At 65.7% G+C, this 14,303-nt stretch carries 15 protein-coding genes; 7 read left to right on the forward strand and 8 right to left on the reverse strand.

The genetic code is table 11. From position 1 onward, the window contains the following. The first annotated feature begins 203 nt into the window (after positions 1-203). Entirely contained in the window at positions 204-1,181 is a 978-nt protein-coding gene (locus tag IAG39_RS26075) for a tripartite tricarboxylate transporter substrate binding protein BugD (RefSeq protein ID WP_059371647.1), read from the forward strand. Between the two features lie 80 nt (positions 1,182-1,261). Here the strand turns inward: IAG39_RS26075 and IAG39_RS26080 are convergent, their stop codons facing one another. The 3 genes from IAG39_RS26080 to IAG39_RS26090 all read right to left on the reverse strand — a co-directional run bounded on the left by IAG39_RS26080 (position 1,262) and on the right by IAG39_RS26090 (position 3,950). Then, on the reverse strand, positions 1,262-2,122 hold the full coding sequence (locus tag IAG39_RS26080; protein WP_059371646.1) for an IclR family transcriptional regulator: 861 nt from the start codon (positions 2,120-2,122) through the stop codon (positions 1,262-1,264). A 168-nt stretch (positions 2,123-2,290) separates the two neighbouring features. Then, positions 2,291-3,106 (reverse strand): competence/damage-inducible protein A, encoded by an 816-nt coding sequence (locus tag IAG39_RS26085; RefSeq protein WP_059371645.1) that lies wholly within the window; start codon positions 3,104-3,106, stop codon positions 2,291-2,293. A gap of 34 nt (positions 3,107-3,140) precedes the next feature. Further along, entirely contained in the window at positions 3,141-3,950 is an 810-nt protein-coding gene (locus IAG39_RS26090; RefSeq protein WP_054449954.1) for an EI24 domain-containing protein, read from the reverse strand. A 63-nt stretch (positions 3,951-4,013) separates the two neighbouring features. On the opposite strand from IAG39_RS26090, the gene IAG39_RS26095 reads away from it, so the two are divergent. Beyond that, complete coding sequence (locus tag IAG39_RS26095) at positions 4,014-4,397, forward strand: thioredoxin family protein (protein WP_059371644.1); 384 nt, start codon at positions 4,014-4,016, stop codon at positions 4,395-4,397. Between the two features lie 81 nt (positions 4,398-4,478). On the opposite strand, the gene IAG39_RS26100 is transcribed toward IAG39_RS26095, so the two are convergent. From IAG39_RS26100 to IAG39_RS26110, 3 genes are all read right to left on the reverse strand, one after another. After that, positions 4,479-5,969 (reverse strand): DEAD/DEAH box helicase, encoded by a 1,491-nt coding sequence (locus IAG39_RS26100; RefSeq protein WP_118932890.1) that lies wholly within the window; start codon positions 5,967-5,969, stop codon positions 4,479-4,481. 322 nt (positions 5,970-6,291) lie between these two features. Further along, positions 6,292-6,627 carry an AzlD domain-containing protein gene (locus tag IAG39_RS26105; protein WP_054449947.1) on the reverse strand — a complete coding sequence of 112 codons (336 nt, stop codon included), beginning with the start codon at positions 6,625-6,627 and terminating at the stop codon, positions 6,292-6,294. Next, positions 6,624-7,373, reverse strand: coding sequence for an AzlC family ABC transporter permease (locus tag IAG39_RS26110; RefSeq protein ID WP_059371643.1), 750 nt, complete (start codon positions 7,371-7,373; stop codon positions 6,624-6,626). Before IAG39_RS26110 ends, IAG39_RS26105 begins: the two co-directional genes overlap by 4 nt. Positions 7,374-7,569: 196 nt before the next feature. On the opposite strand from IAG39_RS26110, the gene IAG39_RS26115 reads away from it, so the two are divergent. From IAG39_RS26115 to IAG39_RS26130, 4 genes are all read left to right on the forward strand, one after another. Then, positions 7,570-8,490, forward strand: coding sequence for a branched-chain amino acid transaminase (locus tag IAG39_RS26115; RefSeq protein ID WP_059371642.1), 921 nt, complete (start codon positions 7,570-7,572; stop codon positions 8,488-8,490). Positions 8,491-8,567: 77 nt separating this feature from the next. Next, entirely contained in the window at positions 8,568-8,789 is a 222-nt protein-coding gene (locus IAG39_RS26120; RefSeq protein WP_059371641.1) for a zinc-finger domain-containing protein, read from the forward strand. A 37-nt stretch (positions 8,790-8,826) separates the two neighbouring features. After that, a complete protein-coding gene (locus IAG39_RS26125; protein WP_054449940.1) occupies positions 8,827-9,249 on the forward strand; it encodes a YybH family protein in 423 nt (140 codons plus the stop codon). Positions 9,250-9,266: 17 nt separating this feature from the next. Beyond that, positions 9,267-10,367, forward strand: coding sequence for a YheT family hydrolase (locus tag IAG39_RS26130; RefSeq protein WP_118932892.1), 1,101 nt, complete (start codon positions 9,267-9,269; stop codon positions 10,365-10,367). A gap of 25 nt (positions 10,368-10,392) precedes the next feature. On the opposite strand, the gene IAG39_RS26135 is transcribed toward IAG39_RS26130, so the two are convergent. Continuing rightward, positions 10,393-11,919 carry a M48 family metalloprotease gene (locus tag IAG39_RS26135; RefSeq protein WP_059371639.1) on the reverse strand — a complete coding sequence of 509 codons (1,527 nt, stop codon included), beginning with the start codon at positions 11,917-11,919 and terminating at the stop codon, positions 10,393-10,395. Positions 11,920-11,976: 57 nt separating this feature from the next. On the opposite strand from IAG39_RS26135, the gene galU reads away from it, so the two are divergent. Then, positions 11,977-12,828 (forward strand): UTP--glucose-1-phosphate uridylyltransferase GalU, encoded by an 852-nt coding sequence (gene galU, locus IAG39_RS26140; RefSeq protein WP_118932893.1) that lies wholly within the window; start codon positions 11,977-11,979, stop codon positions 12,826-12,828. Positions 12,829-12,856: 28 nt separating this feature from the next. Here the strand turns inward: galU and IAG39_RS26145 are convergent, their stop codons facing one another. Beyond that, positions 12,857-14,302, reverse strand: a complete 1,446-nt coding sequence (locus tag IAG39_RS26145; protein ID WP_118932894.1) for an amino acid permease — start codon at positions 14,300-14,302, stop codon at positions 12,857-12,859. Between the last annotated feature and the right edge of the window lies 1 nt (position 14,303).

Below are 14,303 nucleotides of genomic sequence, written 5' to 3' on the forward strand. Positions count from 1 at the left end.
ACAAAGAATTGCACTTTGACGGTGCATGCTTTGTCCCGGGTTTGATCCAGCACAAAGGTTTCCCAGGATTCGGGAAATACCCGAAGTGACGTCGTATCAATTGTTTTCTAAACTGCTTTCACGCTGATGACAGACAAATAAACCCATAAGTCAGCGCGCAACAACGAAATCGCAGCAAGCAAAACCCTGCAATTGGAGACTCCATGACCCTCATCCCCCGCACGCTTTCGGCCTTGCTCGCGGCCAGCGCCATGCTCGCAGCCGGCGCCGCCCAAGCCGAATACCCGGATCGCCCCATCAACATGGTGGTGCCGTTCGCCGCCGGCGGCCCGACGGACAACGTCGCGCGTTCGCTCGCGGAAGCCATGCGGCCGAGTCTGGGCCAGACGGTCGTGGTCGAGAACAAGGGCGGCGCCGGTGGCACCATCGGCACGACCCAGGTGGCGCGCGCCCAGCCTGACGGCTACTCCGTCCTGCTGATGCACGCCGGCTTCTCGACGGCGCCCTCGCTGTACAAGAATCCGGGGTACGACCCCTACAAGAGCTTCGAACCCATCGGCCTGGTGGTCGACGTGCCGATGACCATCATCGCGCGTTCGGACTTCCCGCCCAACAACATCAAGGAACTGGCCGAGTACGTCAAACAGAACAAGGACAAGGTGTCCCTGGCCAACGCCGGCATCGGCGCCGCCAGCCATCTGTGCGGCACCATGCTGGTCGAGGCCCTGGGCGTACAGCTGCTGACCATCCCCTACAAGGGCACCGCGCCCGCCATGAACGACCTGCTGGGCAAGCAGGTGGACCTGCTCTGCGACCAGACCACCAACACCACCCAGCAGATCGACAGCGGCAAGGTGAAGGCCTACGCCGTCACCAGCCTGAAGCGCGTCCCCACGCTGCCGAACCTGCCGACCATGGACGAATCCGGCTACAAGGGCTTCGAAGTGGGCATCTGGCATGGCATGTGGGTGCCGAAGGGCACGCCCAAGCCCGTCGTGGACAAGCTGGTCAAGAGCCTGCAGGCCGGCCTGGCCGATCCCAAGTTCCAGGAACGCATGAAGCAGCTGGGCGCGACGGTGCTGACGGCCGAAGCGAACCCGCAAGCCCTGGAAGCCAAGGTCAAGCAGCAAGTCCCGCAGTGGGGCGAACTGTTCAAGAAGGCTGGCGTCGAACAGCAGTAACCCAAACCATGCGCCCTTGCGGCGCATGCAAAGGAAAAGCCCCTTTTGGGGCTTTTCTTTTTTTGCGGGCCTGCGCGGGATTACGGGCGCAGAGCTTCCGCGGCCATGCCCAGGCCGTTGAAGCCGGTCGAAACGGAGGGCTCGTAGCCCAGCGCTTCCGAGATGCTGGCGGCGGTATCGACCAGCGCCTTGATCCAGTCGTCCTGCAGGCGTTCGGCGGGGGCCGAAATGGACAGGCCGGCGACCAGCTTGCCGGTGTCGTCGAAAATGCCCGCGGCGATGCAGCGCACGCCGAGTTCCAGTTCTTCGTTGTCGCGCGCATAACCATGGCGCCGCACCAGCGCCAGTTCACGCTCCAGGCGGTCCAGGTCGGTCAGGCTGTTGCGCGTGTGGCCGGCCAGGCCGGTGCGCAGCGCGTAGGCCCGCACCTGGCGCGCATCGGCGGTGGACAGGAACAGCTTGCCGGTGGAGGTCAGGTGCAAAGGCGCGCGACCGCCGATGGCGCGGACCACCTGCATGCCGGAGCGTTCGCTCCAGGCGCGCTCGATGTAGACGATCTCGTCGCCCTGCTGGACCGACAGGTTGATGGTCTGCCCGGTCAGCTTGTGCAGCGAACGCATGGCGGAAATGGCCGCCTCGCGCACGTTCAGGCGCCCCTTGACCAGCGAACCCAGCTCCAGCAGGCGCATGCCCAGCTGATACAGGCCGTTGTCGACGCGTTCGACGTAGCGGCCCACGACCAGGTCGTTCAGGATGCGATGCGCGGTGGACGCATGCAGGCCGGTGGTCGCGGACAGTTCTTTCAGCGTTACCGGATCCGGCTGCGCAGCCAGGGCGTCGAGCAGGCGCATGGCGCGCTCGATCACCTGGATGGCGATGGGATGGGAGGCGCCTTCGGTCTCGGCGTCCAGGGCATTGCGGGTAGTGGGGAGACGGGACATGGAAAGGGGGACGAGGACAGCTGCGCCGCCTGTAGGGCCCCACCTTCGGGAACCGGACTTGCGGCATCGCAGCAAACAGTTCTTTCCCGTATTGTGAAATTTACTGGCGCGTTTGGCAACCGCTTTTTGTATCAAAAAAAAGGCCGCACCTCGGGTGCGGCCCTGTCTTCATGCTGCTGGCGGGGGCGCCAGCTTGCCGCCCAGACGCAGCACCTCGGCCCGCAAATACTCCAGTGCTTCGGCCGCTGCGGCCGGTTCGCCCTTCACGCCCAGGTCGATGTGGGGGGTGCCGCCGGCCTCGCCCACGCTGGGCAGGCTGAACGCGCGCACGCCCGGCCAGCGCGTTTCTACGGTCTGCATGGCCGGCGTGATGCGCGATTCGGGCATGCTGAAGACCAGGAAGGAATGCTCCGCGTGGGCGTGCACATGCTGCAGTGCACGATAACGCGTGTCCAGCGTCCATTCCAGCATGGGCCAGGCCATGACGGGAAAGCCCGGCACGAAGGTGTGGTCCTTGATGTAGAAGCCGGGAATGCGGTTGTAGGGGTTCGGGACGATCTCGCAGCCTTCCGGAAACACGCCCATCTGCAGCCGCTGCTGGTTTTCCGGCGCGCTCATGTCGGCCGTGCCCTGCCCTTTTGCGGCCATCTCGGCCGTGCGCAGCGCGATGGCCTCTTCGGCCTCCGGGTGCAGCGCCAGCGGCAGGCCCAGCGCGGCTGCGGCGGCCTGGCGCGTGTGATCGTCGGGCGTGCCGCCGATGCCGCCACAGGAAAACACCACGTCGCCGGTGGCAAAGCTGCGCTTGTAGGTGGCGATGAGGGTGTCGCGGTCGTCGGGCACGATTTCGGCCCAGCCCAGCTGCATGCCGCGCGCGCCCAGAAGCTCGACGACCTTGGAAAAATGCTTGTCCTGACGGCGGCCCGAGAGGATTTCGTCCCCTACGATGATGAGGCCAATGCGGCGGGCGGCGGATTCTGCGGCCATGTCCGATTCCAGAAGTTGAGAGGGATGACGCGGTTCAGACGTCGATGACACGGTCCTCGCGCAAGCGCTTGAGCGCTTCCAGACCGTAGTGGGCGTAGACCAGGGCCGAGAACACCGGCAGGATGACCCACGCGGGCGGCAACAAGTTCAACAGCGAGCAGATCAGGCCTATGGTCCAGAAGCCGCCGTTGTTGCGTTCCAGGATGAGCTTGCGCTCGGCGGGGCTGGCGTGTTCGACGATGGCGTCCACGCGCATCATGCGCGAAAACGCGAACGCCCACCAGAAGATCGACAACGCGATGGCCATGGGCGGCACCAGCCACAGCGGCAGCGTCAGCAGCCAGCCCGCGGCAAAGGCCAGCGATACCCAGATCGCGTTCCACACGCTGACCGCGGTCGCGTGCTTGCCTTGCCGCGTGACGCTCACATATTCACGCTTGCCGACGTGGTTCAGCACCAGCGGCATCACGAACACGGCGGCAATCGCCAGGCCCAGGATGCCCGATACCGGCAACAGAATGGCCACCGCGATCACGGGGATCATGTAGACCTTGAGCGAGAACAGCCCCATCGCCAGCATCCAGTCCTCGGCCCGGTTGACGAAGTCCCAGCGCGCCGCCTCGGCCGCCAGCCATTCGTTGAGCGGCGTCCAGAACAGGTATAGCAGCAACAGGGCCCCCACCAGCGCGATCAGAAACGGCAGCAGCACCGCGAACAGCATGGAGGGATGGCATTGGGACACCAGGGCGCGCTTGAACGCCTGGCCGACGCTGACGGCGCCGGCCCCGGCAGCGGAAAATCGGCCGTTGTCGGGCGTGGCGGAATCAGTGCGCAAAGCAGTCATGGAGGAAGAATGAGGGGGTAGACATCCCGGGTATGATAGTCAAACACGCCTTCATCTGCCCACATGTCCCTACTTGTACCCGATACCGACCTGGCCACGCTGCGCGCGCGGTTGGGCTCATCGCCCGACGCCTGGCTGGTGGCCTGCTTCTGCGCGGCCTGGTGCGACACCTGCGAGCAATACAAGCCCAAGCTGCAAGCGCTGGCCCAGGCCATGCCGCGGCATGTCTTCGCCTGGATCGACATCGAGGACCACGCCGAACTGCTGGGCGACGAAGACGTGGAGAATTTCCCCACGCTGCTGGTGCAGATCGGATCGCGGGTGGTGTTCTACGGCCCCATGCTGCCGCACATCGGCCACCTGGAACGCCTGCTCGAAAGCCTGAATGAAAACAGCCCTGCGGTCGCCACCGCGTTGCCGGACCTGCCGCGCCTGCTGGCGGCCTGAGCCGCAGCAGGCATCACGCGCTCCAGCCATAAAAAAACCCGCGAGCCCTCAGGCTTGCGGGTTTTTTCATGCCGGCGCCTTTCAGGGCTTGCGGCTGCCGCCCAGCAGGACGGCGATCTGGCGTTTCGGCCCGGAGGATGCGCCATTGTTCCTGGGCGCCGGCTCTTCGGCGGGCGCGGACGGCGCCGAGGGCTCGTAGGGCTTCAGGAAGAAATCATCCACGGGCTGGCGCGGCGCGCCGGACGAATAGCTGGAACGACGGTCGGACGAGCGGCCGCGGTCACCGCGGCTGTCACGGCCTTCACGACCCTCGCGGCCTTCACGGCCTTCACGCGACGACGAACCGCGGCGCTCGTCGCTGCGGCGGTGGCTGCGGGCGACCAGATCGGCCGGAACATCCAGCGTGCCGCGCGGCACTTCGCGCTTGATGAGTTTTTCGATGTCGAGCAGGAAACGCTCTTCGTCGGGCGTGAACAAGGCGATGGCCTCGCCCGATGCGCCGGCGCGGCCGGTGCGGCCGATACGGTGCACGTAGTCTTCGGCGTTGTACGGCAGGTCGTAGTTGATGACGCAAGGCACGCCGGCCACGTCCAGGCCGCGCGCGGCCACGTCGGTGGCCACCAGCACTTCCAGTTCGCCGGCCTTGAAGGCTTCCAGCGCCTTCATGCGGTCGGCCTGGGTCTTGTCGCCGTGGATGGATTCGGCCTTGACGCCGTCGCGCTCCAGGTCGCGGGCCAGCCGCGCCGTGCCGATCTTGGTGTTGGAGAACACGATGACCTGGTTCAGGCCGCGCGACTTCACCAGATGCACGACCGCGGCGCGCTTGGCGTCGCTGGGCATCTTGTAGGCGATCTGGGTGATCGTGTTGGCGGTGGCGTTGCGCGCCGCGACTTCGATTTCGACCGGTTGATTCAGGTACGAGCGGCCCAGCTTGCGGATTTCATTGCTGAACGTGGCGGAGAACAGCAGGCCCTGGCGCTGCGCGGGCAGCAGGCGGATGATGCGCTCCAGGTCGGGCAGGAAGCCCATGTCCAGCATGCGGTCGGCTTCGTCCAGCACCAGGATGCCGACCTGGCTCAGGTTCACGTTCTTTTGCTCGACGTGGTCGAGCAGGCGGCCGGGCGTGGCCACCAGCACTTCGCAACCGCGGCGCAGGGCTTCCTTCTGCGGACCGATATCCACGCCACCGAAAACAACTGCCGAACGCAGCGGCGTCTGCTTGCTGTAGCGCTTGACGCTTTCGTAGACCTGGTCGGCCAGTTCGCGCGTGGGCGTCAGGATCAGCGCGCGCACCGGATGGCGCGCGGGCGATGCGCTGGTGTTGGCCAAGGGCATCAAGCGGTGCAGGATGGGCAGCGTGAAGGCGGCCGTCTTGCCGGTGCCGGTCTGCGCGGCGCCCATGACATCGCGCCCTTCCACCACGACGGGAATGGCCTGGGCCTGGATCGGCGTGGGCGTGGTGTAGCCGGTTTCGGCGATGGACTGCAGCAGCAGAGGGTGCAGCCCGAAATCGGTGAACGTCGGCGCGGGTGCGTCAGCGGCAGGTGCTACGGATTGAGTGGATTCAGTCATCAGGGTTAGGCAGATACCGGGACCAGTGAAAAAGAACAAAACGAGAGTGCTACGCGCACTGCACTACATATGCATCGGAACAGTCTGAACACGCGCAATCCGCATCCTGCGTTGCAGGCCAGGCGGCGCATTCTGGATTCGATACTTATGAGGGCAGTACCAGGCCCGGATTGCTGTGGATAACATGATTTTAGCGCAGCCGCATTACCACACGGTCCACTCGCCTTCTGAAAGGCGTTGCAAAGGCCTTCCGCCGGCTGTCAGCAAGCGCCCGCCGGGCATACCAGCAGCGTCCACTGGATGGACGTTTTGGCAACGACCTTCAGCCGGCCAGCCAGCGCAGGCCCCAGAGCGCCAGCATGCCGACGATGATGACCAGCACCGCGCTGCGGGTGCGCAGGAATACCAGGATGGCGAGCACGCCCGCGACCAGCTTGTAGTCGAACACCGGCCCCAGGCCGGCCTTCCACGGCAGCAGGTCGGGCACGATGATGGCGGTCAGGGCGGCGGCGGGCGCGTAGCGCAAGGCGCGGCGCACGCCTTCCGGCAGGGGGATGTAATCGCCGAACAGCATGAAGCCGGCGCGCGTCAGCACGCTGCACAGCGCCAACAGCAGAATGGCGGAATAGACGTAGATCTCGGCGGGCCAGAGGGTCATGCGCGGGCCTTGAAGTAGCGTTCGGCCCAAATGCCGGCGACCACGCCCGCCACCACGGCGGCGGCCAGGCCCAGGCGCAGCGGCAGGACCTGCCCGGTCCAGGCGACCACGCCGGCAGCCAGCATGGAAATCAGCATGGGCTTGGTGTTGGCCAGCGGCACCGTGATGGCCAGCAGCGCCAGCACCGCGGCAAAGTCCAGCGACCAGTCCGTGGGCACCATGGAGCCCAGGTAGATGCCGACAATGGACGAGGTCTGCCAGACGAACCAGCCGGGCGCGATGGCGCCCAGGAAGAACCAGAGCTGCTCGCGGGTGCCGCGCACGGCCGCATCGCCAAAGCGCGGCATGAACAGCACGAAGCCCATGTCGGTCGTGAAATACCCCAACCCGAGGCGCTTGGGCCAGGACAGGTGGCGGAAATAGGGATGCAGCGCCGCGCCGAAAATGAGGAAACGCAGGTTCACCACGCAACCGGCGGCGAAGATCAGCCAGAGCGGCGCGCCGGTGGCGATGAGCGGCAGGGAGGTCAGCTGGGCGGAACCCGCGTAAAGCAGCAGGGTCATGGCCAGCGCCATGGTCTCGGTCAAGCCCGACTTGACCATGGCCACGCCGGTGACCAGCCCCCAAGTGGCGGTGGCGATCAGGGCGGGCACGATGGCGTGCACGCCAGCCCGGAATGCAGCGATACGCTCCTGGCGGACCGCGACGGGGTCTTCGGATTCAGGAAGCGCGGATTCAGAGGACAACGGCTGGCCCCTGGCGATTCGGACAGGACGACATGGAAACTCTAAGGAAAAGGAACGCACGACAACCCGTTCGCCCGCCGGGATCAGTACGCGCGGGCCTGGCGGCGCCGCGCCGGGGCGCGAATAGGCGCGTATTGTAACCTCGCCGCTTGATACAATATGGACCTCGGGATTCTTGGGCGCTTGGGAGTAGACCATGTCGATGGCAGACCGCGACGGCTTCATCTGGTATGACGGCAAGCTCGTACCGTGGCGAGACGCGACCACGCACGTCCTGACGCACTCCCTGCATTACGGCCTGTCGGTATTCGAAGGCGTGCGCGCCTACCGCTCCGAGATCGGCACAGCCATCTTCCGCCTCGAAGACCATACCAACCGCCTCTTCAATTCGGCGCACATCTACCAAATCCCCATGCCCTTCGATCGCGACACGATCAACGAGGCGCAGCGGACGGTCGTGCGCGAGAACCAGCTGGAAGCCGGCTACCTGCGCCCGCTGGTGTTCTACGGCCCCGAAAAAATGGGCGTCTCGCCCAAGGGTGCCCGGGTGCACGTGGCCATCGCGGCCTGGCCCTGGGGCGCCTATCTGGGCGAAGAGGCGCTGTCCGCGGGCATCCGCGTCAAAGTGTCGTCATTCGCGCGGCAGCACGTGAACGTCACGATGCCGCGCGCCAAGGTGGCAACTACCTACGCCAATTCGATCCTGGCCAATACCGAGGCCCTGCAGGACGGCTACGACGAAGCCCTGCTGCTGGACACGGAAGGCTTCGTGGCCGAGGGTTCCGGCGAAAACCTCTTCATCATCAAGGACGGCGTGCTCTGCGAGCCTGAGATCGCCTCCGCCCTGACTGGCATTACCCGCTCCACCATCCATGCGCTGGCCGCCGACCTGGGCCTGCGCGTAGTGACCAAGCGCCTGACGCGCGACGACGTCTACATCGCCGACGAGGCGTTCTTCACCGGCACGGCCGCCGAAGTGACGCCCATCCGCGAAGTGGACAACCGCCAGATCGGCTCCGGCCAGCGCGGCCCGATCACGGAGAGGCTGCAGAAAGCATTTTTTGACGTGGTGAATGGCCGCAACCCGAAGTACCATCACTGGCTGAGTAAAGTCTGATCCGCGCGGTCCGGTCCCTGACCTGGCCGCATCATTGCCCCAACCTGCCGATTACCGGTTTTTTTTCAGGAATATCCATGACCGCTGCTGCTCCGGCCGCCGTCCCCCACCCCCACGAAGTCATCGAGGTCGGCGCCGACGACCTGCCCGTGTTCTGTCCGGGCCCCAAGGCGCCGCTCTGGAGCATGCATCCGCGCGTGTTCCTGGACGTGGCCCGCACCGGCTCCGCCAGCTGCGCCTACTGTGGCGCCGAGTACCGCTTGAAGCCCGGCACCGTATTGCACGGCCACGGGCACTGAGTCACCCGCTCTACAACGTCCACCCGTTTCCGCCGCCATGTTCGCCACGCCCGAAGAAGCAGAGCACGCGTTCTACGAAGCCCTCGACCAGGCGGACGTCGTACGCCTGATGCAAGTGTGGGCAGACGACGAGGAAGTCGTCTGCATCCATCCGGGGGGCCTGCGCATCGTCGGCCACTCGGCGGTGCACGATTCCTGGCAGCAGGTGCTGGCCAACGGCCCCCTGCATGTGCGTCCGTTGCGTCCGCTGGTCATGCTCAGCATGATGTGCGCGGTGCACGTGCTGGTGGAACAGGTGGCGGTGCAAACGCGGGAAGGCACGCAATTCGCCAATTGCTACGCCACCAACATCTACCACAAGGGGCCCACCGGCTGGCGCATGGTCATGCACCATGCCTCGCCGGCGCCCACGGAAGCCGGGGTGCTCGACTTGCACGACGTACCCGACATGCTGCACTGAATCGGGTGGATTTTTAGTTGGCCGCTGCTCGTCTTGATACAACGCCCTGCCCCGTCCCCTCCTGGTTGCCCGGAGGCGACAGCCAGACGGTTTACGCCGCCCTGTTCGCGCAGTATCACCGCATCGCATTCGTGCGCGAACGGGTAGACACGCCCGACACCGATTTCGTCGACTTCGATTGGACCGGTCCGGGCCTGTTCCCGCACAAGTCCGCCGACGGCGCGCCCGTCAGCGGTCAGCGTCCGGTCGCCAATGGCAAGACCGCCGCGGCCCGGTGGATGACGGATGCGGACTGGAAGTCCCTGCCGCATACGCCCGATACGCCGGCCCTGATCCTGTTCCACGGCCTGGAAGGCGGCAGCAACAGCCGCTATGCGCAGTCCATCGCGCATCACTTCCGTGCGCGCGGCTGGATCGTGGTGATCGCGCATTTCCGCGGCTGTTCGGGCGTGCCCAACCGCCTGGCGCGCGCCTACTACTCGGGCGATTCGGCCGAGGTCGGCTTCATGCTGAATACCGTGCGCCAGCGCATTCCACATGCGCGCTGGCATGCGGTCGGCGTATCGCTGGGGGGCAACGCCCTGCTCAAGTACCTGGGCGAACACCAGGAGGACACCGGCTGGCTGACGGCCTGCGCGGGCGTGTCCGTGCCGCTGGACCTGGTGGCCTGCGGCAAGACGCTGTCCACCGGCGTGTTCAACCGCAGGGTCTACACCGCCCACTTCCTGAAGACGCTCAAGCACAAGGTGCTGGAGAAGGCGCACCGCTATCCCGGCGCCGTGGACGTCATGCGCATCGCCCATGCGCATGATCTGCGCGAGTTCGACGACACCTACACCGCGCCCATGCACGGTTTTCGCAATGCGCTGGATTACTGGACGCGGGCGTCCAGCAAGCCCTGGCTGCCGAAGATATCCGTGCCGACACTGGTGCTCAATGCCCGCAACGATCCCTTCGTGCCGGCAGCCTCGCTGCCGACGCCCGAGGAATGCTCGTCCACCGTCCTGCTGCATCAGCCCACGGATGGGGGACATGCCGGTTTTCCGACCGGCAGCTTCCCCGCCCACCTGAACTGGCTGCCGCAGCGGCTGGGACGCTTCTTCGAAACTGGCCAGTAGGTCGCAGCGGCGCCCTGCCCGGCGTTCAACCCGACTTGAAGCGTTCCAGCAACTGGCGCTCTTCGGCCAGCTTGTCCTTCACTTCCTTGATCTGCACGTCGATCTGCGACTGCTCGTAGAAGTCGGTGGACATGTTGCGCGCCTGCTGCAGCTGCGACTCCGCGGCGGCGTATGCGCCAGTCATGACGTAGTAGCGCGCCTGGTCGCGGCGCGCAGCCACCGGCTTGCCATTGCGGTCTTCGCTCTGCGCCAGCATCTGGTAGAGGCTGGGTTCGTCGCTGCCCCATTGCTTGATCTTGGCCCGCAGGTACTCCTGCGCGTCCGTGTGGCGGCCGACGCTTTGCAACGCCTGGGCATAGGCAATGCCCAGGGCCCGATGCCCGGGCCAGCGCTTGGTGCCGGCCTGGGCCAGCTCCAGCGCCCTGGGGTACTCCTTGCGGGCCAGGGCGATATCCACGCTGAGCTTGGCCAGCTGGGCCGAACTGCGGCCGTCCGCCGACGCCAGGCTCCAGTTGCGCTCGGCATCGGCCAGGTTGTTGCGCTGGAACGCCTGCAGCGCCAGGCCGTAGTAGGCGGCCGACTTGCGCACGCCCGACAGCGCCTGGGCCTCGTCCTGCAATTGCTGGCCGGCGGTACGCAGGCTGACCGCGTCGCGGCCCTGCACCACGCGCATCTTGGCGCGTATGTACCAGAAGTCGTCGCTATCCACGTGGCGCGCCACGGGAGACTGGTTGCGCACCCGATTCTGCACGTCCGACATACGCTCGATGGACAGCGGGTGGGTGCTGGCCCAGGAGCCGCCGCCCGCGCCTTCGTTCAGGCGCGACGCGTTCATCAGGCGCCCGAACATCTGGGCCATGCCTTCGGCGTCGTAGCCCGCCTTGGTCAGCATCTGCAGCCCTGCCCGGTCGGCTTCGCGTTCCGCGTCGCGCGAAAAGCCCAGCTGGCGGTTGATGGCCGCAGCCTGGCCGAATGCCGCCACGCCCATCGCCAGGTTGCCGCCGCCCCCGGCCAGGGCCGCCAGCAGCGCCCCCGCCAGGCTGGCCAGCATCACCATGCTGTTCTGGTTCTGCTGGGTCATGCCACGGGCGATGTGGCGCTGCACGACGTGGCCGATTTCGTGGGCCAGCACCGCCGCCAGCTCGGATTCGCTGGCGGAAGCCACGATCAGCCCGGTATTGACGCCGATGAAGCCGCCGGGCATGGCGAAGGCGTTGATTTCGGGGTCGCGCACGCCGAACATCTCGACCTCGGGGACCGCGCCGGGCGCGAAGGCCGCCAGCTTGCGCCCCATGGTGGTGAGATACTGGCTGAGTTCGGAATCGTCTACATAGGTCGGGTCACGCCGCCCCTGGGCCATGATGGCTTCGCCCAGGCTGCGTTCCAGCGCGGGGGACAGTTCAGCGGCGGAGGCCGCGCCCATCGAGGGCAGGCCTACGGGCTGCGCCCAGGCGGCGATGGGGATGGCGGGCACGGCCAGGGCCACGGACAGCCCGACGATTGCACCCCGTTTCGCAATCGAGCAAATGGATGGCATTTTCCTGCGGTTCATAAGCCTATGATAGCGATGCGCTTAAAATGTTTCATCGATAGCCCCAACGAGGTCTCAATGCGTCCTGTCCGTAAAGCTGTTTTCCCTGTCGCCGGCATGGGTACGCGCTTCCTGCCCGCCACCAAGGCAATGCCCAAGGAAATGCTGCCCGTGGTCGACAAGCCGCTGATCCAATACGCCGTGGAAGAAGCCGTGGCCGCCGGGATCACCGACCTCATCTTCGTGACGGGGCGCAACAAGCGCGCCATCGAAGACCACTTCGACTCCGCGCCGGAACTCGAATCGGACCTGGAAAGCAAGGGCAAGCACGAGCTTCTGGCCATGGTGCGGGGCATTCTACCCGCGCATGTGAATTGCCTCTATATCCGCCAGTCGGCCCCGCTGGGACTGGGCCATGCGGTGCTGTCGGCCGCGCCTGCCGTGGGCGACGAACCCTTTGCCGTGCTGCTCGCCGACGACCTGATCGACGCCGAACAGCCCGCGCTGAAGCAGCTGATCGAAGTGGCCGTGGCGCAGAACGCCAGCGTGCTCGGCGTGCAGGACGTGCCGCGCGTGGACACCCGCAAGTACGGCATCGTGGCCACCCGCCAGGGGGATGCCAGCGCCAACGGCCGCACGGAACGCGTCACCCATATCGTCGAAAAGCCCGACCCTGAAGCCGCGCCGTCGACGCTCGCCGTGGTGGGCCGCTACGTGCTGGAAGCCGCGATCTTCGACCACCTGCGCTCGACCAAGATGGGCGCCGGCAACGAGATCCAGCTGACCGACGGCATCGCCTCGCTGATGCGCGAGCGCGCCGTGTATGCGCACCGCTATGAAGGCGTGCGCTACGACTGCGGCAGCAAGGCCGGCATGTTCCAGGCCACCGTGGCGCTGGGCAAGAAGTACCACGGCCTGCTGCCGGAATAGCCGCAAGCCTGCGGCCATTCATGCCGCGTCAAGGCTTGAGCGCCGCGGCCTCGCTCAGGCCGTTCAAGCCTTGTCCTGGAATCCTCCGCGCCGCGGGCTCCTGGGCCTTCGGCCCGCCAATGCCGAAGCGCTGCGCCGCCACGCCCATCAGGACGATTACAGCGCCCAGCGCGGAGGTGTACGCCACCTCCTGGCGATACGTTCCCTCCAGCACCATCGTCAGCAAGGCTGCGCAGATGAACAGGATGACCGCCCACGTCAGCCAGGGAAACAACCACATCTTGAACTTCAGCTCGACTCCCTGAGCCTGCAGGCGTTGCCGCATTCGCAGTTGGCAGCATGCGACGGTCAGGTAGACAAACAGCGCCACGCAGCCCGTGGTTTGCATGAGGACGTCGTACAGGTCCATCGAGGACGTCGCCATCATGTAGACGGCAACGAATGCGAACACGCTGGATATGACCACGCCCACGTACGGCGCGCCCGAGGAAGCGCCAGTGACAGCCATGATGCGATGCGCGTCGCCGCGGCGGGCCAGCGAATAGAGCATGCGCGACGAGACATACAGCGCCGAGTTGAAGCAGCTGCAGACCGAGGTCAGCACGATGGCGTTGACGATCAGTTGCGCGTACGGAATGCCCATCGCGTCCAGCACCACGTTGTAGCTGCCGCGCGTCGGGTCGACCAGGGCGGGGGTGTCATAGGGCACCAGGCAAACCACCAGAAAGATGGACCCTACATAGAACAGGCAGATCCGCCAGACCACCGATCGGATGGCTTTCACGATTTGGCCGCCGGGCTCGGAGGTCTCACCCGCCGCCACCGTGACGACTTCCGCGCCCATCATGGCGAACATGATGCCCAGCAATGCGGTGACCACGGCGCCGGGCCCATTGGGCATGAATCCCCGATCGGTGAGATTGGACATGCCGCCGGCATCGCCGAAGGGCCACAGGTGCACAACCGCCAGCGTGCCGACCACCAGGAACAGGACGATGGCCACCACTTTGATCAGGCCGAACCAAAACTCGAATTCCCCGTAGTTCCTGACGTTCATGAAGTTGACGCCTATCAACCCTAGCGTCAGGAGCAGTGCGTAGACCCAATTGGGCGCCACGGGGAACCAGCCATGCAGAATCTGTCCCGCGACATAGGCTTCCCAACCCATCAGCAGCGCCCAGAAGTACCAGTACAGCCAACCGATGGTGAAACCCGCCCAGCGCCCGATAGCGCGATCCGCGTAGGTCGAAAAAGAACCGGTATCGGGCTGGGCCACGGCCATCTCGCCCAGCATGCGCATGACCAGAAACACCAGGATCCCGCCGCCCAGATAGGCCAGGATCACCGCTGGTCCGGCCAGCGCGATCTGCTTGCCCGACCCCACAAACAAGGCTGCGCCGATGACCCCCGCAATGGAAATCATCGTCATGTGGCGCGATTGCAGCCCACCCTTGAGTCCCTCACCCTTAGACATG

It is taken from the genome of Achromobacter xylosoxidans (genome assembly GCF_014490035.1).
Classification (GTDB): Bacteria; Pseudomonadota; Gammaproteobacteria; order Burkholderiales; family Burkholderiaceae_B; genus Achromobacter; species Achromobacter bronchisepticus_A.